Origin of the sequence: Candidatus Tenderia electrophaga (assembly GCA_001447805.1) — a bacterium.
In the GTDB taxonomy this organism is placed as follows: domain Bacteria; phylum Pseudomonadota; class Gammaproteobacteria; order Tenderiales; family Tenderiaceae; genus Tenderia; species Tenderia electrophaga.
Map to the genome: position 1 here is coordinate 3,116,787 of CP013099.1, position 24,402 is coordinate 3,141,188.

At 59.4% G+C, this 24,402-nt stretch carries 23 protein-coding genes; 10 read left to right on the forward strand and 13 right to left on the reverse strand.

From position 1 onward, the window contains the following. Window positions 1-5: 5 nt before the first annotated feature. The 6 genes from Tel_14165 to Tel_14190 form a co-directional block, all read right to left on the reverse strand. Window positions 6-572 (reverse strand): shikimate kinase, encoded by a 567-nt coding sequence (locus Tel_14165; protein ALP54191.1) that lies wholly within the window; start codon window positions 570-572, stop codon window positions 6-8. 122 nt (window positions 573-694) lie between these two features. Beyond that, window positions 695-2,791, reverse strand: a complete 2,097-nt coding sequence (locus Tel_14170; GenBank protein ALP54192.1) for a pilus assembly protein PilQ — start codon at window positions 2,789-2,791, stop codon at window positions 695-697. 81 nt (window positions 2,792-2,872) lie between these two features. After that, window positions 2,873-3,424, reverse strand: coding sequence for a hypothetical protein (locus tag Tel_14175; GenBank protein ALP54884.1), 552 nt, complete (start codon window positions 3,422-3,424; stop codon window positions 2,873-2,875). 2 nt (window positions 3,425-3,426) lie between these two features. After that, window positions 3,427-4,023 (reverse strand): pilus assembly protein PilO, encoded by a 597-nt coding sequence (locus tag Tel_14180; GenBank protein ID ALP54193.1) that lies wholly within the window; start codon window positions 4,021-4,023, stop codon window positions 3,427-3,429. Continuing rightward, the gene (locus Tel_14185; protein ID ALP54194.1) at window positions 4,020-4,598 is read right to left on the reverse strand and encodes a hypothetical protein; all 579 of its coding nucleotides are present in this window, start codon (window positions 4,596-4,598) and stop codon (window positions 4,020-4,022) included. Before Tel_14185 ends, Tel_14180 begins: the two co-directional genes overlap by 4 nt. Further along, entirely contained in the window at window positions 4,595-5,671 is a 1,077-nt protein-coding gene (locus Tel_14190) for a pilus assembly protein PilM (protein ID ALP54195.1), read from the reverse strand. Before Tel_14190 ends, Tel_14185 begins: the two co-directional genes overlap by 4 nt. A gap of 227 nt (window positions 5,672-5,898) precedes the next feature. On the opposite strand from Tel_14190, the gene Tel_14195 reads away from it, so the two are divergent. Continuing rightward, window positions 5,899-8,385, forward strand: coding sequence for a peptidase (locus tag Tel_14195; protein ALP54196.1), 2,487 nt, complete (start codon window positions 5,899-5,901; stop codon window positions 8,383-8,385). A gap of 48 nt (window positions 8,386-8,433) precedes the next feature. After that, window positions 8,434-9,015, forward strand: a complete 582-nt coding sequence (locus Tel_14200) for a hypothetical protein (GenBank protein ALP54885.1) — start codon at window positions 8,434-8,436, stop codon at window positions 9,013-9,015. A 29-nt stretch (window positions 9,016-9,044) separates the two neighbouring features. On the opposite strand, the gene gltA is transcribed toward Tel_14200, so the two are convergent. The 4 genes from gltA to rpmE all read right to left on the reverse strand — a co-directional run bounded on the left by gltA (window position 9,045) and on the right by rpmE (window position 12,764). After that, on the reverse strand, window positions 9,045-10,352 hold the full coding sequence (gene gltA, locus Tel_14205; protein ALP54197.1) for a type II citrate synthase: 1,308 nt from the start codon (window positions 10,350-10,352) through the stop codon (window positions 9,045-9,047). 81 nt (window positions 10,353-10,433) lie between these two features. After that, complete coding sequence (locus tag Tel_14210; GenBank protein ID ALP54198.1) at window positions 10,434-11,681, reverse strand: malate dehydrogenase; 1,248 nt, start codon at window positions 11,679-11,681, stop codon at window positions 10,434-10,436. 46 nt (window positions 11,682-11,727) lie between these two features. Then, window positions 11,728-12,477: a hypothetical protein gene (locus Tel_14215; protein ID ALP54199.1), complete on the reverse strand. Its 750-nt coding sequence runs from the start codon at window positions 12,475-12,477 to the stop codon at window positions 11,728-11,730. 77 nt (window positions 12,478-12,554) lie between these two features. Further along, a complete protein-coding gene (gene rpmE / locus Tel_14220) occupies window positions 12,555-12,764 on the reverse strand; it encodes a 50S ribosomal protein L31 (protein ID ALP54200.1) in 210 nt (69 codons plus the stop codon). A 259-nt stretch (window positions 12,765-13,023) separates the two neighbouring features. Between rpmE and Tel_14225 the strand changes: the two genes are divergently transcribed. After that, on the forward strand, window positions 13,024-15,537 hold the full coding sequence (locus Tel_14225) for a maltodextrin phosphorylase (protein ID ALP54201.1): 2,514 nt from the start codon (window positions 13,024-13,026) through the stop codon (window positions 15,535-15,537). Window positions 15,538-15,581: 44 nt separating this feature from the next. On the opposite strand, the gene rho is transcribed toward Tel_14225, so the two are convergent. Next, window positions 15,582-16,838, reverse strand: a complete 1,257-nt coding sequence (gene rho, locus Tel_14230; protein ALP54202.1) for a transcription termination factor Rho — start codon at window positions 16,836-16,838, stop codon at window positions 15,582-15,584. A gap of 214 nt (window positions 16,839-17,052) precedes the next feature. Continuing rightward, window positions 17,053-17,379 carry a thioredoxin gene (locus Tel_14235; GenBank protein ALP54203.1) on the reverse strand — a complete coding sequence of 109 codons (327 nt, stop codon included), beginning with the start codon at window positions 17,377-17,379 and terminating at the stop codon, window positions 17,053-17,055. Between the two features lie 246 nt (window positions 17,380-17,625). Here Tel_14235 and Tel_14240 point away from each other — a divergent pair, with 246 nt between their 5' ends. Beyond that, window positions 17,626-18,930, forward strand: coding sequence for an RNA helicase (locus Tel_14240; protein ALP54204.1), 1,305 nt, complete (start codon window positions 17,626-17,628; stop codon window positions 18,928-18,930). Between the two features lie 24 nt (window positions 18,931-18,954). Continuing rightward, window positions 18,955-19,569 (forward strand): hypothetical protein, encoded by a 615-nt coding sequence (locus tag Tel_14245; GenBank protein ALP54886.1) that lies wholly within the window; start codon window positions 18,955-18,957, stop codon window positions 19,567-19,569. Here the strand turns inward: Tel_14245 and Tel_14250 are convergent. Further along, window positions 19,566-19,799 (reverse strand): sulfurtransferase, encoded by a 234-nt coding sequence (locus Tel_14250; GenBank protein ALP54205.1) that lies wholly within the window; start codon window positions 19,797-19,799, stop codon window positions 19,566-19,568. The genes Tel_14245 and Tel_14250 overlap by 4 nt on opposite strands. 96 nt (window positions 19,800-19,895) lie before the next feature. Between Tel_14250 and Tel_14255 the strand changes: the two genes are divergently transcribed. The 5 genes from Tel_14255 (at window position 19,896) to Tel_14275 (ending at window position 24,399) form a co-directional block, all read left to right on the forward strand. After that, complete coding sequence (locus tag Tel_14255; GenBank protein ALP54206.1) at window positions 19,896-20,726, forward strand: hypothetical protein; 831 nt, start codon at window positions 19,896-19,898, stop codon at window positions 20,724-20,726. A gap of 250 nt (window positions 20,727-20,976) precedes the next feature. After that, window positions 20,977-21,306 (forward strand): hypothetical protein, encoded by a 330-nt coding sequence (locus Tel_14260; GenBank protein ID ALP54207.1) that lies wholly within the window; start codon window positions 20,977-20,979, stop codon window positions 21,304-21,306. Between the two features lie 386 nt (window positions 21,307-21,692). Beyond that, window positions 21,693-22,472, forward strand: coding sequence for a hydroxymethylpyrimidine/phosphomethylpyrimidine kinase (locus tag Tel_14265; GenBank protein ID ALP54208.1), 780 nt, complete (start codon window positions 21,693-21,695; stop codon window positions 22,470-22,472). Then, window positions 22,472-23,122 carry a thiamine-phosphate synthase gene (locus Tel_14270; GenBank protein ALP54209.1) on the forward strand — a complete coding sequence of 217 codons (651 nt, stop codon included), beginning with the start codon at window positions 22,472-22,474 and terminating at the stop codon, window positions 23,120-23,122. Before Tel_14265 ends, Tel_14270 begins: the two co-directional genes overlap by 1 nt. Beyond that, window positions 23,119-24,399, forward strand: coding sequence for a glutamate-1-semialdehyde aminotransferase (locus Tel_14275; GenBank protein ALP54210.1), 1,281 nt, complete (start codon window positions 23,119-23,121; stop codon window positions 24,397-24,399). Before Tel_14270 ends, Tel_14275 begins: the two co-directional genes overlap by 4 nt. Window positions 24,400-24,402 lie beyond the last annotated feature (3 nt).

A 24,402-nucleotide genomic window follows, 5' to 3' on the forward strand; every position in this document is an offset into this window, starting at 1 on the left:
GCAGTTTATCTCAATTTACTCTGTTCTGATTCGTTTACTATACCGAAGCGCTTCAGGTGCCCCATCAGTTTTCTCACCACGGCGCGCACATTTTCCTCGCCGGTCTCCATGACAATGTCGGCCACCTCGCGATACAGGGGTTCACGCTGGACCAGCAAGTCCCTGATTTTCTGCTGCGGGTCGGCGGTCTGCAACAAGGGGCGATTGCGATCACGGGCGGTGCGCTTGAACAACTGCTCGGCACTGGCATGCAAATACACCACCACGCCGCGTTCGTTCAAGCGGCGGCGGTTTTCCGCATCCAGCACCACGCCGCCGCCGGTAGCCAGCACCAGCCGCTGACACGCGCTGAGTTCGTCGATGACCTTCTTTTCGCGGCGGCGAAAGCCGACCTCGCCCTCCACATCGAAGATGACCGGGATCTGGACCCCGGTACGCGCCACGATTTCATGATCGCTGTCGACAAATTCCCAGCCCAGACTGCGGGCCAGCTGCCTACCGATGGTCGTCTTGCCCGCCCCCATCGGGCCAACAATAAAGATATTTTTCGGCTTTGCCGAGGGGTGGGTCATGAAAATGCGCCAGTTGCCGGGGTTTGGACAGCAAATTTACCAAAAAAAGGCTTGGTGGCGTTAATTTAGGCAATAAAAAGGGGCCATGAGCGTGCTCATGGCCCCTTTTTGGTCGGGGTGGATCAGTTGATCGACAGACCTTCTTTGATGATCTTGGGGGTAATGAAGACCAGCAGTTCTTCCTTGTCGTCTGTCTTGGTGGTATTGCGGAACAACACGCCGATCAGGGGCAGATCACCCAGGAACGGCACCTTGGTGACATTGTCGTTGGTGGATTGCTCGTAGACGCCACCGAGGACGACCGTCTCGCCGTTCTCCACCAGCACCTGGGTGGTGATAGTGCGGGTGTTGATGCTGGGCACACCCTGGAAGATATCGCCGACACTGTCTTTGCTGATTTCCAGATCCATGATGATGCGGTCATCGGGGGTAATCTGCGGGGTGACGCGCAGCTCCAGCACCGCCTCCTTGAACGAGGTGCTGGTGGCGCCGGAAGAAGAGGCCTCCTGATAGGCGATCTCCACACCCTGCTTGATGTTCGCCTCTTTCTGGTTGGCGGTGATCACCCGCGGCGAGGACACCACTTCACCCTGACCTTCGGCCTGCATGGCCGACAGCTCCAAGTCCACATTGGTGCCGAAGGGCAGCTTGACGAAACTCATGGCGAAGGAGCCCGCGGCGCTGGCGACCGGCAGGTTGACATTGAGCCGGCCGGGGGCCGTGAGGGTATCGTTGTTCACCAACTGATCGGTCGCTTCCAGGGTGCCGCTGAACTGGGCCCCGTCGCCGGTGGTGTTGGTCCCCATGGAATCACGCGAGACGCCGAAGCGTGAGCCGACTTCCTTGCCGTAGGTACTGTTGGCGATGACGATGCGCGACTCGATCAATACCTGGCGCACCGGGATATCGAGCCTGGCGATCATCTTGTGGATTTCATCCAAGGATGCCGCGGTATCCTGAACCAACAGGGTGTTGGTGCGGGCATCGATGGTGACACTGCCGCGCGTCGACAGCAGCGAGTTCTTCTCGCCCTTCAGCAGGGCGGCGATTTCGCTGGCCTTGGCGTAGTTGATCTGGATCATTTCCGAATACAGCGGTTCCAATTCTTGAATTTGCTGCTTCGCCGCCAGCTCGGCCTTTTCACGCGCGGCGATCTCTTCCGCCGGGGCGATGAACATCAGGTTGCCGGTCTTGCGCATGCCCAGCCCCTTGGTCTTGAGGATAATATCCAGGGCCTGATCCCAGGGCACATTCTGCAAGCGCAGCGTGACGCTGCCGGTGACGCTGTCGCTGGTGACCAGGTTCATGCCGGTAAAATCGGCGATCAACTGCAGCACGGCGCGCACTTCGATATCCTGAAAGTTGAGCGACAGGCGCTCGCCGGTGAAGACGCTCTCGTCACCTTGACGACGCAGTTCTTCGTCAGTCGGCTCTATTGACTCCTTGATCTCGACCGTGAGCAGGTCACCGGACTGATAGGCCAGGTGTTCAAAGTTATCCTGGGCGCTGATCACCATGCGCACGTTGTTGCCCTGGCGGAAGGTATCCACCAAGGTCACCGGTGTGGCGAAATCGGTGACATCCAGGCGCTGCTCCAATTCCGCCGGCAGGCTGGTATCGATGAAATCCAGCGCCAGCTTACCGCCCTGCTCCTGAATATTGACGCTGGTGCCGGCATCGGAGAGGGAGACCAGGATGCGCCCTTCGCCTTCTTCACCGCGGCGGAAGTCGACACCTTTAATAGAGTGACTGGCGGAGATTTCACGCGAGGTGAATACGGTCGGGTCTTTGTCCACCGGCGGGCTGGCCATGGACGCGGCGGCACCGGCGCTGTCCAGAATGACATAGACATTATTGCCCTCCACCCGTGTTTCGTAAGGCACCAGGCGGACCAGGTTCAGGACCACACGGGTACGGCCGCGGGCCTCCACGGCGCTGACACTGCGCGCCACGCCTACGCCCACCTGGGTGGTACGCTTGTCCAGATTGTTGGAGGTGGCGGGAAAATCCAGGGCGATGCGCGCCGGGTTGTCGATGGTGAAGCTGAGCGGCGCTTCAGCGGCCTTGGCCATGCTGAATTTGATCTGCACCCGGTTGCCGGGCAGACTGGAGACATCCACCGTCTCCAGGGCGTTCTCTCCATCCGCCTCCTGGGCATGCGCCGGGACCGTCAGCAGTCCCAGCAGCAGGCACGCCAGCAATACTAACCGCTGCATCATGGTGTGGCTCCATTCATCTCGTATTTTCATCGTGCATTCGCCCATATTACCGATTCGCTTCATTTGAAATATTCCCCGCCATCATTCCGTTACGATGGCCAACGAGGCCGGCCGCTTGGTCCACGAGCCTAAGCCGTCCGGCACAATTTCCATTACCTCCACCGAATCCTGCTCGATGGCGACGACCTGACCGTAGTTCTGGCCCAGGTAGTTGCCCACCGTGATGCGGGAAACAAGTCCGTCGGGCGACTTGATTAGCGCCGAGGTCTGCCCATCTTTCTGCATGGTGCCGACCATGCGCAGTGTATCCAGCGGGAAGGCCTCCAAGGGTTCGCGGCGGCGCCCAAGATCCGGTTGCAGCCCACCGCCGGAACTGGCCTTTTGTTCCGTCTTGGCCGCCAGGGCCGCCTTGGTCTGCCAAGACATAAAAGGATCGCCAAGCTTATCGGCCGCATAGGTGAAGTTCTCCACCGGCACGAACTCAGGCAGGGGCTCAATGCGGCTCTTGCGCGAGGCCTTGACCTCATCGATATACTGCTGCAAGTCCTGATGGCCGCCGCCGCTGCAACCTGTGAGAAAAATTGCCAGCAGACCAACGGCTAGACAGGCCCGGTACTTGACTACCCCTAACATGCTCATTGCCCATCCTCCAGATAGCGATAGGTTTTAGCGGTGGCGGACATGGACAAGGCGGTGCCGTCTTTGCTGATAATGGTGATGTCGTGCAAGGTCACGATTCGGGGCAGGGCCGCCACGTCACTGACGAAATTACCGAAATCGTGATACGTGCCGGTGACCTTGACGTCGATCGGCAGTTCGGCATAAAACTCGGCCGGTTTTTCCGCCAGTGGCTTGAACAATTCGAATTCCAGTCCGTTGCCCAGACCGGCCTGGGAAATATCCACCAGCAGCTCCGCCACTTCGGTCTTGCTCGGCAGCTGGCGCAGCATGGCACCGAAGGAGCGCTCCATCTCGGCCATTTGCTGTTTGTAGGCGTCCAGGTTGATGGCCTTGAGCTGCTTGGCCTTGAAAGTTTCCTTCAGTTCCGCTTCGCGCTTTTCCGCCTTTTCCAGATCGGCCAGTTGATGCTGGGTATGGAACCAATAGCCGGCGAATAGCACGGCGATGCAGGCCGCCAGTACGGCAACGGTCTTGACCGCGATGGGCCAGGAGCCCGGGTCATTCGGGTCCAATCCCTTGAACTGCTCGAAATCTAAATTCTTCAGATTCATTTGCCTTCTCCCGCCTTCTCAGCCTCGACCTCTTCCGATGTCAGCTGTTTCACCTTTAAGGTGAACTTGCTTGAGCGAGAGCCGTCCTTGTCCTGCACCTGGATCACCTCCAGCTTGGGGCTGGCGAACCAGTCGGATTCGTCCAGGTTGCGCATGAATGCGGACACCCGCGCGTTGGACTGGGCCATGCCCTCGAGGGTCAGCTCAACCCCATTTTGATCCAACTTGGTCAGATACAGGCCGTCGGGCAGGGCTCTGACTAATTTATCCAGCATGTGTACCACCATGGGACGGCGGGTCTGCAGTTCCTGGATAATATTCATGCGATTGAGCAGCTGCTTCTTTTGCGCCTCGAGCTCGCGAATCTCTTTGATCTTCTCTTCGACCTTGGCGATCTCGCTTTCAAGAAAGCCGTTGCGCGAATTCTGATAGTCGATCATGCCGCTAACGTGAAAATGCACATAACCGATGATCGCCAACATCAGAAACGCGGCCCCCCCGAGTACCGACACGAACTGACGCTTGCGCTCCTTACGCAGTGCTTCACGCCATGGCAGTAGATTGATGCGCGTCATTGGTCGAAACTCCTCAATGCCAGCCCGCAGGCGATCATCAAGGCCGGCGCGTCAGCGCCCAGTTGCTGCGCCTTGATCTTGGACGACAGGGACATATTGGCAAAGGGGTTGGCTACCGTGGTCGGCACACCCAGCTTATCTTCAATCAGTTCGTCGATGCCGGGGATGGAGGCGCAACCGCCGGCCAGCACCACGTGATCGACACTATTATATTGGCTGGAAGAAAAGAAGAACTGCAGCGAACGGCTGACCTGCTGGGTCATGGCATCCTTGAAGGGCTGTAATACCTCGGGCACATAGTTGTCGGGCAGGCCGCCCTGCTTCTTGGCCAGACCGGCTTCCTCATAAGAAAGGCCGTAACGGCGCTGGATCTCTTCGGTCAGCTGTTTGCCGCCGAACACTTGCTCGCGGGTGTAGATCATCTTGAAATCGTGGATCACGTTGAGGGTGGTCATGGTGGCACCGACATCGAGAATCGCCACTGTCAAACCCTCGCCGCCGTCGGTGAGCTGGGGCGCGATGAGCTTATAGGCCGCCTCCATGGCATAGGCCTCCACGTCGACCACTTTGGCGGTCAGACCGCCCAGTTCGCAGGCGGCGACGCGCACATCCACGTTTTCGCTACGGGAGGCGGCCAGCAATACCTCGACTGTGTCGGCAGCGTCGCCTTCCGAGGATTCAGAGGGACCGAGAATCTGAAAATCCAGGTTAACCTCGTCCAGCGGATAGGGGATGTACTGGTCGGCCTCCAGCTCGATCTGGGCCTCCATCTCATCCTCGTTGAGGCTGGCGGGCATATTGATGACTTTGGTGATCACCGCCGATCCGGCCACGGCCACGGCGGCCAGCTTGGTGCGCGTGCCGGCGCGCTTCACTCCGCGGTTGATGGCGGCGCCCACAGATTCCACATCTGCGATGCTCTTTTCCACCACGGCGTGGGGCGGCAAGGGAACCACGGAATAACTCTCGACACGATGACGCCCCCCACTCTGACTGAATTCGAGTAGTTTGACGGCGGTGGCGCTGATATCGAGTCCCAGGAGGGAGGGGGCTTTTCGCTTGAACAAGTCCAATTTTTGCGCTCTCTTGATGTCTATTCCATGAATTGCGTCATCGTGACTTTAGTGGTTATCGGGCATTCAGTAACATACTTTACGCAAATTCACTATTTCTAGGATTATCGTGAAAGGGCCCGATAACTTGATGTAGTATACATCGGAAGAGCCTTAACAAACCTTAGGACAGCTCCTGTAAAATTGCTGGCACAATCACACTTTAGTACCACATTAGCATATCGGCCATGAAGTTCATCCGCACCCTGACCCGCCGGGTTTTTCTTGCCTCCGTCATTCTGTTAGTGCTCGGCGTCGGCGCCGTGGCCGCCACCTATTTTTATCTTTCGCCGCAACTGCCCTCGGTGGAAGTGCTGCGCGACGTACACTTCCAGGTGCCGCTGCAGGTCTATACCCAAGATCAACAACTGATCGCCGAGTATGGCAGTAAAAAACGTGATCCGGTCAAGTACGCCGAGATTCCGGATACCATGATCAAGGCCATCCTGGCCGCCGAGGACGATCGCTTCTTCCACCACCCCGGTGTCGATTATCAAGGTATCCTGCGCGCCGCGCTCAACCTGATCATGACCGGTGAAAAGGCCCAGGGCGGTAGTACCATCACCATGCAGGTGGCGCGCAATTTCTTTCTCAGCAGCGAAAAGACCTATCTACGCAAGATCAACGAAATCTTTCTCTCCTTCAAGATCGAAAAAAAATTGAGCAAGGAAGAGATTCTGGAACTCTATCTGAATAAGATCTACCTGGGCAACCGCGCTTACGGCATCGGCAGTGCCGCCAAGACCTATTACGGCGCGCCGCTGGATGAGCTGACCCTGGCCCAATATGCCATGATCGCCGGCCTGCCCAAGGCGCCGTCGAGCTTCAACCCCATCGCCAATCCGGAACGTGCCGTTATCCGCCGCGATTATGTACTTAAGCGCATGCGCGGCCTCGGCTACATCAGCGAGGCGGAATTCCAAGCGGCCCGGAGCGAGCCGGTCAGCGCCCGGCTAAGCCGGCGCTCCATTGATCTGGACGCGCCTTTCATCGGCGAAATGGTGCGCAGTTTTATGTATGAACGCTATGGCGAGGATGCCTATACCAGTGGTTTTAAGGTATACGTCACCATCGATCCGGAACGGCAACTGGCGGCCCAGGAGGCCCTGCGTCAAGCCTTACTCAGCTACGAACATCGCCACGGCTTTCGCGGCCCGGTGGAACAGATTGACGTCGGCCCCGGCAGCGATTTTGAAAACATCCTGGCGCGTCTAGACGCCCTGCCCGTGGTCGGCGACCTGCGCCCGGCCGTGGTGCTTTATACTGAAGATCAACGCGCCCAAGGGCTGCTCGCCAATGGTGATCAGTTTGAGCTGGGGTGGGAGGGGCTCTCCTGGGCGGCGCCCTATCTCAACACCAACCGAATCGGCAGCGCGCCGGAATCGGCACAGGATATCCTGACCGCAGGCGATGTGGTCTACATCAAGCAACAAACCGCCGGCACCTGGCAGCTGGGCCAGATCCCCCATGTCTCCGGCGCCATCGTCGCGTTGGACCCGGAAGATGGCGCCATCGTTGCCCTGTCCGGCGGTTATGACTTCTTTCACAGCAAATTCAACCGCGTTACCCAGGCCAAACGCCAACCGGGCTCCAGCTTCAAGCCCTTCATCTATTCCAGCGCCCTGGAAAAGGGGTTCACCCCGGCCTCCATCATCAACGACGCGCCAGTGGTGTTCGATGACCCCGGCCTGGAGACCTCGTGGCGACCGGAAAACTACAGCGGCCGCATTTACGGCCCGACGCGGCTGCGCGAGGCCCTGACACGCTCGCGCAATCTGGTCTCCATCCGACTGCTGCAGAGCATCGGCATTCCCTATGCCATCCGCTATGTGCAGCGTTTCGGCTTCGACCCCGAGCGGCTCCCGCGCGATCTGTCATTGTCGTTGGGCAGTGCCGCCGTGACACCGCTGGAAATGGCCACCGGCTATGCCGTATTCGCCAATGGTGGCTTTCGCGTCACGCCTTACTTCATCCAGCGCATCGAGGACATGGACGGCAACACTGTCTTCGAGGCCGACCCCGCCATCGCCTGCCTGCCCTGCGAAGAGGCGGAAAAAGAGGCCCGGCTGGCAGCAGCCGCCGAAGCCGATCCCCCTCCGGATACGGAGATCAGCGCCCAAGCGCTGACCGCCATGACCACGATCGAAGAACCGGACGAGCCCAATCTCGCCGAACGCGTCATCACAGCGCAAAACGCCTACCTTATGACCGACATGATGCAGGACGTGGTGCGCCGCGGCACCGCGCGTCGCGCCCTGCAGCTAGGACGCAAGGACATCGCCGGCAAGACCGGCACCACCAATGACCAGCGCGACGCCTGGTTCGCCGGCTTCAATCATGAATTGGTGGCTATCAGCTGGGTGGGCTTTGACGACGGCGGCCCGCTGGGCAATCGCGAAACCGGCGGCCACGCCGCATTGCCCATGTGGATCGAGTTTATGCGCAGCGCGCTGGCCGACATGCCCGAGACCGAACTGGAACAACCGCAAGGACTGGTCACCGTGCGCATCGATCCCCAGACCGGTTTGCTCGCGCCGCCCAGCCAGCGCAACGCCGTTTTTGAAATCTTTCGTCACGAACATGTGCCGCAGCGCCAGGCACCCGATATTGACGAATCGGTGGCAAGCCCGGATAGTGAACGCGGTGACGAGTCCAGCCCGCAACTACTGTTTTGAACCATGGCCGGTAAGAAAGCCGCGTACAGCAACAGCAAAGATCTGCGCATGCGCGAACGCTTGGCGCAGGAAGCCGCCCGCCTGATCGCCGAGGAAGGTATCAAGGATTTCCAGGTGGCCAAGCAAAAGGCCGCCCTGCGGCTGCATGCCCCCCAGACCCACAATCTGCCGCGCAACGACGAGATCAAGGCGGCGCTGCAGGAATATCAGCGCCTATTCAAGGCCGACACTCAACCCCGCCAACTGCGCCGCCTGCGCGAAATCGGCCGCGCCGCCATGGTCTATTTCGAGGCCTTCGAACCGCGCCTGGTGGGCGCCGTGCTGGACGGCACGGCCGATGAGTTTTCCGAGATCACCCTGCACCTGTTCACGGATACCGTGGAGGAACTGACTATCCACCTGTTGAACCAAGGCATTCCCTTCGAGCAGCTCAGTCTACGCCCCACCATGCCCAACGGCGATACCTGCGAAGTACCGGGCTATCGCCTGGTAATGCAGGAGGCGCCGGTATTGTTATTGGTGTTCGAGCGCAAGGGCTTGCGCCAGGCGCCGCGCTGCCCGACAACGGGCAAACCCATGGAACGCTTCAGCCTGAACCGGGTGGAGGAACTGCTGCGCCTGGAGGACTAAGGCGTTACGCCGCCTTGCCCCGATTCCGCTTAACGCTTGTTTATGTCTATATAGTCGCGCTTGGCCGCCCCCTCGTACAGCTGGCGCGGGCGGGCGATACGCTGTTCCGGATCGCCGATCATCTCCATCCACTGAGACACCCAACCCACGGTACGGGCGATGGCGAACATGACGGTGAACATGTTGGTGGGAATACCCAGCACCTTGTAGATAATGCCTGAGTAGAAATCCACATTGGGGTAGAGCTTGCGCTCTTTGAAGTAATCATCCTGCAGGGCGATCTCTTCCAGCCGCAGCGCCAGTTCGAACAACGGATCATTTTCGTCGCCCAGCTTGGCCAGCACCTCATGACACATCTTACGGATCAGGGTGGCGCGCGGGTCGAAGTTTTTGTAAATGCGGTGGCCGAAACCCATCAGGCGAAAGGGATCGTCTTTGTCCTTGGCCTTTTCCAGGAACTTGGGAATGTTCTTTACATCGCCGATCTGATCCAGCATGTGCAACACCGCTTCGTTGGCGCCGCCGTGGGCCGGTCCCCACAGGGCGGCGATGCCCGAGGCGACACAGGCAAACGGGTTGGCGGCCGAGCTACCGGCCAAACGGATGGTGGAAGTACTGGCGTTCTGCTCGTGGTCGGCGTGCAGGATGAAAATCATATCCAAGGCCCGTTCCGCCACCGGATCCACTTCGTACTCCTCGCAGGGGACTGAGAACATCATGTTGAGCAGGTTGCCGCAGTAGCTCAGCTTGTTGCGCGGATAGACGAAGGGCTCGCCGATGGAGTGCTTGTAACAGGCCCCGGCGATGGTGGGCATCTTGGCGATCAGGCGATGGGCCGCGATCTCGCGATGCTCGGGATTCCGTATATCGGTGGAATCATGATAGAAGGCCGACAGCGACCCCACCACCCCGACCATGATAGCCATGGGATGGGCATCATGATAGAAACCCTCGTAAAAACTTTTAAGGCTTTCGTTGATCATGGTGTGGCGGGTGATGTTACCCAGAAACTCGTTCTGCTGCTCGCGCTTGGGCAATTCGCCGTGGAGCATCAGATAGGCCACCTCCAGGAAGGAACTCTTCTCGGCCAGCTGTTCAATGGGATAGCCGCGGTACATGAGCTGGCCCTTGTCGCCGTCGATGTAGGTGATGGAACTGCGGCAGGCGGCGGTGGAGACGAAACCGGGATCGAAGGTGACATAGCCGAACTCCTTGAAAAAGGCGCGGATGTCCACCGCACCGGGACCGTGGGTGCCGTGATAAATGGGCAGTTCGATGGTCTTGCCGGTGACGTTGTCGGTCACGCTGATGGTGTCTTTGCCAGTGTCTTTGGCCATAGCAGATAATCCCTTCTTACAGTGTAAATTCATCAATGGTCATCGGGGCCGGAGTCCCCAAATGCCCGCTTGCCCCTCAGCTTACAACTTCGGATAGTGGGCCGGATAGGGCTGACGCGCCACCCCGCTGTCGACGGCCGCCTTGGCCACCGCCGGCGGAATACGATCGATGAGGCGGTGATCAATCGGTTTGGGAATAATATAGCTGGGTCCGTAGCTGAGGTTGTTAATCCCGTAGCCGTCCAGCACCGCCTGGGGCACCGGCTCGCGCGCCAGATCGCGCAGGGCGTGCACCGCCGCCACCTGCATCTCGGTATTGATACGGCGCGCCTGTACATCCAGGGCGCCGCGGAAAATGAAGGGAAAGCCCAGCACATTATTGACCTGGTTGGGATAATCGCTGCGGCCGGTGGCCATGATCAAATCATCCCGCGCCGCCAGTGCCGTCTCCGGCCGGATTTCCGGATCCGGGTTGGAGAGCGCGAACACCACCGGCTTGTCGGCCATACTCTTGAGCATCTCCGTAGTCAGCAGGTCCGGCCCGGAGACGCCGATGAAGACATCGGCACCCGCCATGGCGTCAGCCAGGCTGCGCTGCTCGGTACCGCGGGCGAATTCCCTCTTATATACATTCAAATCGTCGCGGCCGCTGTGGACCACGCCCTTGCGGTCCACCAGGGTGAGATTCTCCTTGGCCATGCCCAGGGTAAGCAGCAGGCGCATGGAGGCGATGCCGGCGGCGCCGGCGCCGAGGCAGACGATCTTGGCGTCCTCCAGACGCTTACCCTGCAATTCGATGGCGTTGAGCAGACCGGCGGCGATGATGATGGCGGTGCCGTGCTGATCATCATGGAATACGGGGATGTTGAGCCGCTCGATCAGGGCCTCTTCGATGACGAAGCAGTGCGGCGCGGCGATGTCCTCCAGGTTGATACCGCCGAAGGTGGGGGCGATGCGCGCCACGGTCTCGATGAACTGCTCCGGGGTGTCGGAATCCACCTCGATATCGAACACATCCACATCGGCGAAGCGTTTGAACAACACCGCCTTGCCCTCCATCACCGGCTTGCCCGCCAGGGTGCCCACATTGCCCAGCCCCAGCACGGCCGTGCCATCGGTGATCACCGCCACCAGGTTGCCCTTGTTGGTATATCGATATGCGTTGTGGGCGTCGGCGGCGATTTCGCGCACCGGCGCGGCCACCCCGGGCGTATAGGCCAGCGACAGGGCCTGCTGGTCTTCGCAGGGCTTGGTGATCGCCGTAGCGATCTTGCCGGGGCGCGGCTCGGCGTGATACTTCAGGGCGCGTTGTCTCAACTCTTCACTCATCGGGATTGTCCATAAAAGGCTTTACATATTAGCGGTTTCCCGGCGCTTACGGTAGCACCGGCCCAGCCCCTGACGGCAGGAGCTGCAGCGCCCGCGGATGATACAGGTTGAGGCGTGTCTGGCCCCGCACCTGATACAGCCAGCCGCGCAGTTTGAGCGTCCGCCCCTGCAATTGGTCCACGTCCAACACCCTGGCAAAGCGGGGCAAATCGCGCTTATCGATACGCGCCGCAAACCCGCCCGCAAAGTTCAGCCAATAGGCCTGACGGCTTTCGCCGACCCGTTTCACCCTGCCCTGCACCACCCGGAAGCCGCCGGCATCGGACGGCAGTGCCGTGGTGGCGATGCCCTGGTACTCGGGCAGCCGCCAGATCCCTTGCCCTTGAGCCCCGTCCTCGGCCGCCAGATAGCAGTCGAAGTTGGCCAGATTGGGCGCGATAGCGACGGCAGCGGCCAGCCCGCGCTGCAGCAACAATTGTTGCAGATTGCGACCGTCGGACAGAAAGGCATGGGCCAGCAAACGGCCGTAACGGTCTTGGCGCTGTTGCTCGTAGCGCAGGGCCAGGCGTGGTTGCTGCGCCACTAGATCGACCAGCGCCTGGCGCGCCTCATGGGCCAAGGCTTCGGAAGGCGTGCCGTCGCGGCCGATTTCGGGGGTGTTGATGCCCAGCAGGCGCAGCTTGCGGCCGTCCTCGAGCTTGAGGGTATCACCGTCGTAGACATACACCGGCGTCACCCACTCATCGGCGCGGAAGGCGAGACAATCGGCGGCCCAAGCCAGCGCCGGCGCCAGCAACGCAAACCAGAATGCAAAAAGGGCGCCCCGTAGGAACGCCCTTTTCAGTAGACCTGTCGGTCGCAGCATACAGCCGCTTATTTTTTCAAACCGTACTTCTGGCGGAACTTGTCTACACGACCCGCGGTATCGACGATCTTCTGCTTGCCGGTAAAGAACGGATGGCAACTGGCACAGACGTCAATGTGCAGATCATTTTTGCCCAAAGTTGAACGGGTGGTGAACGTGGCACCACAGCTGCAAGTCACTTCAACTTCTTGATAGGCGGGATGGATATCCGCTTTCATCGCTTAAAACCTCTTTTGCAAATCTACATCCGCGCCAGGGCCGGCGCAGTCCGAGAAATAGCCGCGCATCTTACCGAAAAAGCGCTTTTCCCACAAGTCCCCGTTAGGACTGCCGTGCCGGAGCGGAGTTCAGGTTTGGCCATATTAAAGAGTACCTCGGGCCGGCCGCCAAACTATGGACTACACTGGACAAACCGATGCTTTCCGATATTAGCCACAGAAAAACAAAGAGTTATCTACCAAGGACACGAGGATCCGCATGAAAGACGAACGCAAGTTGCCCGCCTTCAAGTACGACTATCTGGGCCTGGACAGCCAAACCATAAAACACTCCATGGCCAACCGCCTGGAATATTCCGCCGGCAAAGACCTCTACACCGCCACCGCGCGCGACTGGTATCACGTCTGCGCCTGGGTGATCCGCGACCGGCTGATGGAGCGTTGGATGGAGACCATGCGCAGCTACTACCGCCAGGACGCCAAGCGCGTCTACTATCTGTCGCTGGAATTCATGATCGGCCGCACCCTGAGCAACAGCGCCTTGAGCCTGGGCGTTAGCGATGAGCTGGGCGCGGCGCTGCGCGAGATCGGCGTGGATTTGGAACAGGTGCGCGAGATGGAAAACGACGCCGCCTTGGGCAACGGCGGCCTGGGTCGCTTGGCGGCCTGCTTCTTAGATTCCATGGCCACCCTGGCGCTGCCCGGCTACGGCTACGGCATCCGGTATGAATACGGCATGTTCAACCAGCGCATCGAGAACGGTCAGCAAATCGAGCATCCGGAAAACTGGCTGCGCTACGGCAACCCCTGGGAGTTTCCCCGCGCCGAAGTGTTGTACCCGGTCAAATTCAACGGCCGGGTGATCACCTACCCGGACGACAGCGGCGAACGCCGCTACCAATGGGTGGACACCGACGAGGTCATGGCCATGGCCTACGACACGCCCATCCCCGGCTACGGCAACAGCACGGTCAACAACATGCGCCTGTGGTCGGCCAAATCGTCGCGTGACTTCGATCTGAACTTCTTCAATCAAGGCGATTACATCAAGGCGGTGGAAGACAAGAACGATTCGGAAAACCTGTCCAAGGTGCTGTATCCCGATGACTCCACCGAGATGGGGCGCGAGCTGCGCGTAAAGCAGCAGTACTTCTTCGTCAGCGCTTCGCTGCAGGATATTCTCTACCGTCACCGCAAGTATCATGACAGTTTCGACAACCTACCGGACAAGGTGGCCATACAACTCAACGACACCCATCCGGTGCTGGCCATCCCGGAACTGATGCGCATTCTGATCGACAAGCATCACCTGCCTTGGGACAAGGCCTGGGATATCACCCGGCGCACCTTCGCCTATACCAACCATACCCTGTTGCCCGAAGCACTGGAGACCTGGCCGGTGGCGGTGATCGAAAACCTGTTGCCGCGCCACATGCAGATCGTTTACGAAATCAACCAGCGCTTTCTGAATGAGGTGATGCACCGCTATCCGGGCGACACGGCCCTGCTGCGGCGCATGTCCATTATCGACGAGGACAACGGCAAACGCGTGCGCATGGCCCACCTGGCCGTGGTCGGCAGCCACAAGGTTAATGGGGTCGCCGCGCTGCACACCGAGCTAATGAAGAAGTCGATCTTTGCCGACTTTGATCGGTTTTATCCCGACAAGATCGTCAACAAGACCAACGGCATTACCCCGCGGCGCTGGCTCAAACAGGCCAACCCGCAGCTCGCACAGCTGATCTCAGCCAATATCGGTGACGCCTGGGTGACTGACCTGGACCGGCTCAAGCAATTGATGCCCCTGGCGGAAAACAACGCGTTCCGGCAGCAGTTTCGCGAAGTGAAGCGCCACAACAAACAACAACTGGCCGGGCTGATCAAACAGCGCCTCAACATCGACGTCAATGTGGATTCCATTTTCGACTGCCACATTAAACGCATGCATGAATACAAACGCCAGCTACTCAACGTGCTGCATGTAATCACCCTCTATAACCGTATCCGCCTTAGCCCGGACAACGGGGTCGTGCCGCGCACCGTCATCTTCGCCGGCAAGGCGGCGCCCGGTTACCACCTGGCCAAACTGATCATCCGACTGATTAATGACGTGGCCGACATCGTCAACAACGACCCGGCAGTGGATAACCAGCTGAAGCTAGTGTTTCTGCCCAATTACAATGTCTCGCTGGCGGAAGAGATCATCCCGGCCTGCGACCTGTCGGAACAGATCTCCACCGCCGGCACGGAGGCCTCCGGCACGGGCAATATGAAGTTTGCCCTGAATGGCGCGCTCACCATCGGCACGCTGGACGGCGCCAACATCGAAATCAAAGAGGAAGTGGGCGATGAAAATATTTTTATTTTCGGCATGACCGCCGACGAAGTAGTGGAGCGCAAGCGGGCGGGCTACCGGCCCCTGGATGACTATCGCAACAACGCGGAACTGGGACAGGCCCTGGACATGATTGCCACGGGCTATTTTTCACCCACTGAACCCGACCGCTTTCAGGCCGTTATCGATACCCTCACCACGCACGGCGATAACTACATGGTACTGGCCGATTATGCCGCCTATGTCGAGTGTCAGGAACGGGTCGCCGAGCTTTACCGCGATCAGGAGAGCTGGACACGCAAGACGATTCTGAATACCGCTAACATGGGCAAGTTCTCCAGCGATCGCACCATCCGCGAATATGCGCAGGAAATCTGGCAGGCGGAACCGGTCGACGTCGAGCTGTCCGACCACGCCATAGAAAAAAAGGCCGGGTAATCCCGGCCTTTTCTAAGTGGTATCGCGGTCTGTCGCGAGCCGACCTAACGCTTCATGGAGTCGAAGAACTCGTCATTGGTCTTGGTATCCTTGAGCTTGTCGAGCAGGAACTCCATTGCCGCCAATTCCTCCATGGGATGCAGTAGCTTGCGCAGGATCCACATCTTCTGCAGTTCATCCGGCTTGGTCAACTGCTCCTCGCGGCGCGTGCCGGAACGGTTGATGTTAATGGAGGGATAAATACGTTTTTCGGAGATGCGGCGATCCAGATGCAGCTCCATATTGCCGGTACCCTTGAACTCCTCATAGATCACATCATCCATGCGTGAGCCGGTCTCCACCAGCGCGGTGGCGATGATGGTCAGGCTGCCGCCCTCTTCGATATTCCGCGCGGCGCCGAAAAAGCGCTTCGGCCGGTGCAAGGCGTTGGCATCCACACCACCGGTGAGCACCTTGCCCGAGGACGGTATCACCGTGTTATAGGCGCGCGCCAGACGGGTGATGGAGTCGAGCAGAATCACCACGTCGCGCTTGTGCTCCACCAGACGTTTAGCCTTTTCGATGACCATCTCGGCCACCTGCACATGGCGGCTGGCCGGTTCATCAAAGGTACTGGAGATCACCTCGCCGCGTACCGAGCGCTGCATCTCGGTGACCTCTTCGGGGCGTTCGTCGATGAGCAAGACAATCAGATAACATTCGGGGTGGCTGGCGGCGATGGACTGGGCGATGTTCTGCATCATCATGGTCTTCCCCGCCTTGGGCGGCGAGACGATCATGGCACGCTGGCCCTTGCCGGTGGGCGCCACCAGGTCGATGACGCGGGCGGTCAGATCTTCGGTACTGCCGTTGCCCTGCTCCATCTTAAGCCGCTGGTTGGCGAACAGGGGCGTCAGATTTTCAAACAGCACCTTGTTCTTGGAATTCTCGGGCGGCTCGAAGTTGATCTTGTCCACCTTGAGCAGGGCGAAGTAACGCTCACTCTCCTTGGGTGGGCGGATCTTGCCCGATACACTGTCGCCGGTGCGCAGGTTAAAGCGCCGTATCTGGCTGGGCGAGACATAGATGTCATCGGGTCCGGCCATGTAGGAACTGTCCGCGGACCTCAAAAAGCCAAATCCGTCCTGCAAAATCTCCAGCACGCCGTCGCCGTAAATGGCCTCGCCTTTTTTGGCATGGCTTTTCAGGATGGCGAAGATAACCTCCTGTTTGCGCATGCGCGCCATGCCGTCAAGGCCGAGTGATTGGGCTAAATCGATTAATTCGGACGCGGATTTCTTCTTAAGTTCGGTTAGATTCATGATTTGGAATAGTTTTGTCTTACGGAACGTGCTGAAAGGAGGAATGAATTTATTAAAATAAATTAAGGGGCGAGCTGCGCATTGCGGGCTCTGGGAACTCAGGGCGAGAAGCGGTTTTGTGGCCGCTTTTCTTTAATTATCTAAATGAACGTAACACCTTTACAACGCCACGTCCAGCATTTTTATCAGACGCGGCGTCGGGGTGCAAGACTTATTAGATATTGCTATCCAGGAACGCTGTCAATTGTGATTTTGACACGGCACCCACCTTGGTGGCTTCGACATTGCCGTTCTTGAACAGCATCAAGGTCGGAATGCCGCGAATACCAAATTTCGGCGGCGTGGCGGGATTCTCGTCGATGTTGAGCTTGGCGACGCGGACTTTGCCTTCATAATCGGTGGAAATTTCATCCAGAATGGGGGCGATCATTTTGCAGGGGCCGCACCAATCCGCCCAAAAATCCACCAATACCGGGCCTTCCGCATTCAGCACCTCGGCCTCGAACGTGGCATCCGTTACATAAACTATCTTGTCACTCACAATTCAATCTCCAGTATCGGGCTTAACTTCGTCCGACTTAGCTTAAATGAAATAAAAACAATTGGGAATCAAGTGTCTTATTTGGGTCAATCCTTGTAGAATTCAAGCTCAAACTGAATAATATTGCAACCCCTGGGAAATTGTCGGGCTCGAGGGGGTAGGCGCGAGGCTCGCTCCCCCGCTTCCGCAGCCAGTTCATCCCAAGCCCGACAGACGCCTAGGACGGGGAAAGAGCTAATTAAATCCATGAGTAATACCCACTTATCCGAGACCCGCTTTGCCGACCTGCCGCTGGTCGAGACACTTCAGTCCGGTATACGCGACGCCGGCTACAGCCACTGCACCCCCATCCAGGCCAAGACCATCCCGCTACTTCTGGACGGCCAAGACGTCGCCGGGCAGGCCCAGACCGGCACCGGCAAGACCGTCGCCTTCCTGGTGGCGACCATGAATCGCCTGCTGAGCCAGTCCAGCATCGAAAAACGGCGCCAAGACCAGCCGGGGGCCCTGATCCTGGCACCCACGCGCGAGCTGGCGGTACAAATCCACAAAGACGCCGTCGCACTCAACACACACACCGGTCTGAAGCTGGGTCTGGTCTACGGCGGCGCCGATTATGAACAACAGCGCAACGACTTGAGCGCGGGCGTGGACATCCTCATCGGCACACCGGGACGTATTATCGATTACTTCAAACAGAAGATTTTCAACCTGCGCGCCATTCAGGCCATGGTGCTGGACGAGGCCGATCGCATGTTCGACCTGGGGTTCATCAACGATATTCGCTTCCTGCTGCGGCGCATGCCGCATCCGGAAAAGCGCCTCAACATGCTGTTTTCTGCCACCATGTCGTTTCGCGTCACCGAACTGGCCTACGAACATATGAACAATCCCACCGTGATTGCGGTGGAAGCGGAATCCGTTACCGCCGACAAGGTCGAGCAGGCGGTTTATTACACCGCCAACAACGAGAAGATACCGCTGCTGATCGGCCTGCTGAAACAAACCGCCGCGCCGCGCAGCATCGTCTTCGTCAACACCAAGCGCCATGCCGATCTGGTGTGGCGCTACCTCGAGGGCAACCAGATCAAGGCCGGGCTGCTGTCCGGTGACATTCCGCAAAAAAAGCGCCTGCGGCTGCTGGAGGAATTCCAGCAAGGTGATCTCCCGGTGTTGGTGGCAACGGACGTGGCCGCCCGCGGCCTGCATATCCCGGCCATCAGCCACGTCTTCAATTTCGACCTGCCGCAAAACGCCGAAGACTATGTGCATCGCATCGGGCGCACCGCGCGGGCCGGCGCCACCGGCATGGCCATCAGCTTCGCCTGCGAGGACTACGCCTTCCACCTGCCGGAGATCGAGGAGTTCATCGATATGAAGATACCCTCGGAGCCCGTGGATGCGGCATTGCTGGCAGCGCCGGCACCGGCGCTTAAACCCGCCAAAACGGCCAAGCCCAAACACGCCCGGCGCAGCCAAGGCAAGGGCGGCACCAGCCCCACCGGCGGGCCGCGACGACGCCCGCGGCCCAACACATCGCGCCAGGGTTAAAGCGTGACCATGCTGTTGAATCAGATGCCGACCCGCAAGGCACTCAGCGAAGTGGCGCACGACTTCCATGGACGCGGCTGGATGGCGGGTACTGCCGGCAATTTGAGCGCGCGCTCGGCCAGTCGCCCGGACTGTTTCTGGATCACCGCCAGTGGTCTGCCTAAGGGTCAGCTCGAGCCCAGCGACCTGATCCTGGTCGACAGCGAGTCGGATGAGGTCATGCAGCGCTTCAAAGACAGCGCCAAACCGTCGGCGGAGGTCGCCATTCATCGCTGTATCTACGGGCTCTTTCCCGAGGCCCGCGCCTGCTTTCACGTCCACACCGTGGAGGCCTGCCTGGCCGCCGGGCGTGTGAGCGCGGACGCCGATTCCCTGCCCCTACCGGCACTGGAAATGTTAAAGGGCCTAGGCCTCTGGGACCAGAAACCCCAGGCCAGTCTGGCGCTGTTCGACAACCTGCTGGACGTGCCACAAATCGCAGCCCAAATCCAGCAACGTTTCCAGGCACAGCCACCGCAGATCCCGGCGCTGATGATCCGCGACCACGGCGTTACCGTGTGGGGCGCCTCCTTGCAGCAGGCCTATAACCGCATCGAGATCGTCGAATTCCTGATGAGCTATTTGGCGCGCCGACCTTAAGCCGAGCCGATCTTGGCGCAGCGCGACGCCTCGGGCACGCCGAGCTTGGCCAGGATCTTATCCATCAGACACCAATTGGTCAGGCCGCTTTGAAACAAGTTGGCCCCGACGAATACGGTAAACCAAAGCCAATAACTGGAATGGTAGAGCGGGCTGGCCTCGACGCCCAAGGCCAGGGAGAGCAGGATAAAGGTACCCGCCATGGTGCGGGTGACTCGATTGATGTTCATTACCGACCTCCGTGATCTGTATAAGTGAACTCTAATATTGTAGCGCGGCCACGGCTGTGTTACAAGAGTTTTAATTATTTGACGCGACCCGTTTCAATGAACAGCGAATTGTTAATCCGGCTGAGCGCTTTTCTCGGCGTCTTTGTCATCATTGCCTTGTGGGAGACCAGACGTCCGCGCCGGCCGCTGCAACTGGCCAAACCCAAACGCTGGCTCAACAATCTCGGTCTGGTCGCGGTGGACACCCTGCTGCTGCGTCTGCTGTTCCCCACCGCGGCAGTGGGATTGGCCGCACTGGCGCAGGAACAGGGCTGGGGTTTGCTGAACCAGATGGAACTGGCCTTTGGGGCCGCGCTTGTCATTAGCGTGGTGGCGCTGGATCTGGTGATCTATTTTCAGCATGTGCTGTTCCACTCGGTGCCGCTGTTGTGGCGCCTGCACATGGTGCATCACGCCGACATGGATTATGACGTCACCACCGGCCTGCGCTTTCATCCCGTCGAGATCCTGCTCTCCATGCTGATCAAGATGGCCACCATTCTCGTGCTCGGCCCGCCCGTGGTGGCGGTCATCGTTTTTGAGATCCTGCTCAACGCCACCTCCATGTTCAATCACGGCAACCTGCGCCTGCCGGCACGGGTGGATGCACTACTACGGATGTTAATCGTTACGCCCGACATGCATCGCGTGCATCATTCCGTCATCAAGCGCGAAACCAACAGCAACTACGGATTCAATCTTTCCCTCTGGGATCGCCTGTTCGGCACCTACCGCGCCCAGCCGCAATGGGGTCACGAAGGCATGACCATCGGTCTGAATCAGTTTCGTGACGCTAAGCTACAAAACCTGCACCGGCTGTTGTTGTTGCCCTTTGTCGGCAACGTCGGCGAATACCCGATAAATCGTGACAAACAGGAGGATGTTTGACGCTTTTTATATCCTCACGCTTTCTAAGACTATAAAAAACAATATCTTGCTATACCTTGACAGTCCATGGAGGCGCATGGCATAACATTTCGACCGAACAGTTGTGACGGGTGGGAAATTAACTCATTAAGCAACATGTTTTGGAAGTTTGACGGGGGTACTGTTGGAGGGGAACGCTTAACAGTCTCGCGTCTACGAAACAGCACCGTTGCTGTTTTTCTATCACAAATAAAATACGAGGGGAAAACTCATGAAAGTACGTTGGTTAACTATTCCTGCTGCGGCAGTAATGATGATGGGGATCGGTCAAGCAAGCGCCGATGAGCTGGAGCTGGCCAAGAAGAGCGGTTGCCTGGCTTGCCACAGTGTGGAAAAAAAGGTTGTCGGGCCGGCCTGGAAAGATGTCGCTGAAAAATACAAAGGTGACAGCGGCGCTAAAGCGGCCCTGATCGAAAAGGTCAAGAAGGGCGGCAAAGGCAACTGGACCTCCGTCACCGGCGGTGTCCCCATGCCTCCTTACTCGCCGCGCGTTGCTGACGCGGACATCGAAAAGCTGGTTGACTTTGTTCTGTCACTCTAAGCTTTAGTAATTAGTTTCCGAATTGAGCCAGCCCCTTGGGGCTGGCTTTTTTTGTCCCCCACAAACATGCGCATCCCGCTTGATTGTCGCCCCCCCTAGCCCGGTCTTCTCACCACCGTGCTTCGAGACGCTTCAAGGGTGGTGCCGCACAACCGACTTCTGCGACCGAAGCGCGCAGGCATAATCGCCACTCTGCCGAGCGCGCAAACGCCCCATCGGTCCGTTGCAGCAGGCGGAAGGTGACAAATCCGGGCGTGCCCCGACAGGCGCCTGGATCGATGCTGAGATAGTGTTAAAATCAGCGATTCCGAATCCATACCTGTGCTAACGCCAACCGAATCACTCGAGGACATGCCTTGACTTCACTTGCACACGTACCCGTCGTCATGACCCTGTCGGGCAATGATCCGACCGGCGGCGCCGGTATCCAGGCCGACATCGAGGCACTGGCCAGCATGGGTTGCCATGCCGCACCTGTGATTACCGCATTGACCATTCAGGACACCGGCACGGTCTATCGCTTCGACCCGGTGGATCCATCGGTGGTGGTCGAGCAAGCACGGGCCGTGCTGGAAGACATGCCCGTGGCCGCATTCAAGATCGGCGTAGTGGGCAGTGTGGAGAATGTGGAAAGTATTCACAGCATTCTCATCGATTATCCTCACATCCCAGTGGTGCTGGACCCGGTGCTGGCCGGGGGCGGCGGCGGCAGCCTGGCCGACGCCGAGGTTATTGACGCCCTGATCAGCATGCTGCTGCCCCAGACCACGGTGCTCACCCCCAATAGCAAAGAAGCCCGTCTGCTGGCGGCGCTGGCCGACAGTCTCGATGCCTGCGCCCAGGAACTGCTCGACATGGGCGTCGAGTTCGTGCTCATCACCGGCACCCATGAAAATACACCGACGGTGGAGAACCGCCTCTATGCCGAACACCGCCGCCTGGAAACCTTCACCTGGGAACGTCTGCCGGAGAGCTATCACGGCTCCGGCTGCACCCTGGCCGCCACCATCGCCGGGCTGCTGGCCCAAGGCTTGGAACCCTTTACCGCCATCCACGAAGCCCAGCAATACACCTGGGAAGCGCTCAAGCACGGCTACCGCATCGGCATGGGCCAATCGCTGCCCAATCGCCTGTTCTGGGCCCGCGACGATGAGACCGGCGGCTGATGCACCCGCTGGCCGGTCTTTACGCCATTACCGATACCACGCTGTTGCCCGGCGACGCGCTGTATCCAGGCGTCGCCGCGGCCATCGCCGGCGGGGCGCGCCTGATCCAATATCGCGACAAGGGCGCTGACCGGCCACGGCGTCTAGCCACGGCGACGGCACTGCTGCACCTGTGCCGGACACACAATATTCCCCTCATTATCAATGACGATGTGGTCCTCGCCAGCGAAATCGGCGCCGACGGCGTCCATCTCGGCCGTGATGACGGTGACGTCGAACAGGCGCGCGCGACGCTGGGGCCGGACGCGATTATCGGTGTCTCCTGTTACAATGAGTGGCCGCGGGCTGAGGCCGCCCGGGATGCCGGCGCGGACTATGTCGCCTTCGGCGCCTTTTTCGCCTCGGCCACCAAACCGCATGCCATGCCCGCCCACGCGACGCTACTCAAGCGCGCCAGACAGGCCCTGGGGCTGCCGGTGGCGGCCATCGGCGGCATCACCCCCGCCAACGGCGCCCCCTTGGTGGCCGCCGGGGCCGACATGTTGGCAGTGATTCAGGGCATCTTCGCCCGGCCCGACATCCGGCGCGCGGCCGGCGACTATGCCCGACTATTCGATTCATCAGAAACAACCATGAAGGACGCACTATGACCCGTTCCCACGATCTGTTCGAAGCCGCCCAGACCCATATTCCCGGCGGCGTCAATTCACCGGTACGCGCCTTTCGCGGCGTCGGCGGCGATCCCATTTTTTTCACCAAGGGTGAAGGCGCTTATCTATGGGACGCGGACGGCAACAAATACATCGACTACGTCGCCTCCTGGGGACCGATGATCCTGGGCCACGCCCACCCCAAGGTACTGGCGGCGGTGCAGGAGACCATCCAAAACGGCCTCAGCTTCGGCGCTCCGACCGAGCTGGAGACACGCATGGCCGACAAGGTCTGCCAGATCATGCCCTCGATGGAGATGATCCGCATGGTCAACTCGGGCACCGAGGCCACCATGAGCGCCATCCGCCTGGCGCGCGGCTTCACCGGCCGCGACAAGATCGTCAAGTTCGAGGGCTGTTACCACGGCCACGCCGACTCCTTATTGGTAAAGGCCGGTTCCGGTGCCCTGACCCTGGGCGTGCCTACCTCCCCCGGCGTGCCGGTGGCCCTGGCGGAACACACCATTACCTTGAGTTTCAATGACCTGGATCAGGTGCGCGAGACCTTCGCCCACCTCGGCGGCCAGATCGCCGGCATCATCGTCGAGCCGGTGGCCGGCAATATGAACTGCGTGCCGCCCAAGGCCGGCTTCCTCGAAGGACTGCGTGAAATCTGCGATGAATACGAAACGGTGCTCATCTTCGACGAGGTGATGACCGGCTTTCGCGTTGCCCTGGGCGGCGCCCAGGCGGTCTACAAGGTAACGCCTGACCTGACCTGTCTCGGCAAGGTCATCGGCGGCGGCATGCCGGTGGGCGCCTTTGGCGGCAAGCGCGAGATCATGGAACAGATCGCGCCGCTGGGCCCCATCTACCAGGCCGGCACGCTGTCCGGCAATCCGGTCGCCATGGCCGCCGGACTGGCCAATCTGGAAGAGATCGCCCAACCCGGCTTCTACGACGAGCTGGGACGCCGGACCGAGAAACTGGCCAAGGGGCTGGTGACGCGCGCCCGGGCCTTCGACATTCCCATGACCGAGAACCACGTCGGCGCCATGTTCGGGGTGTTCTTCTCCGAGGCCGACAAAGTGGAAAACTTCTACCAGGTCACCCAGTGCGACGTGGAGCGCTTCAAGCTGTTCTTCCACGGCATGCTCAACGAAGGCATTTACCTGGCGCCGTCCGCCTATGAGGCCGGCTTCGTCTCCGCCGCCCACAGCGAGCGCGACATCAAGGACACCCTGATCGCGGCGGAAAAGGTCTTTTCAACCCTGTAAGGA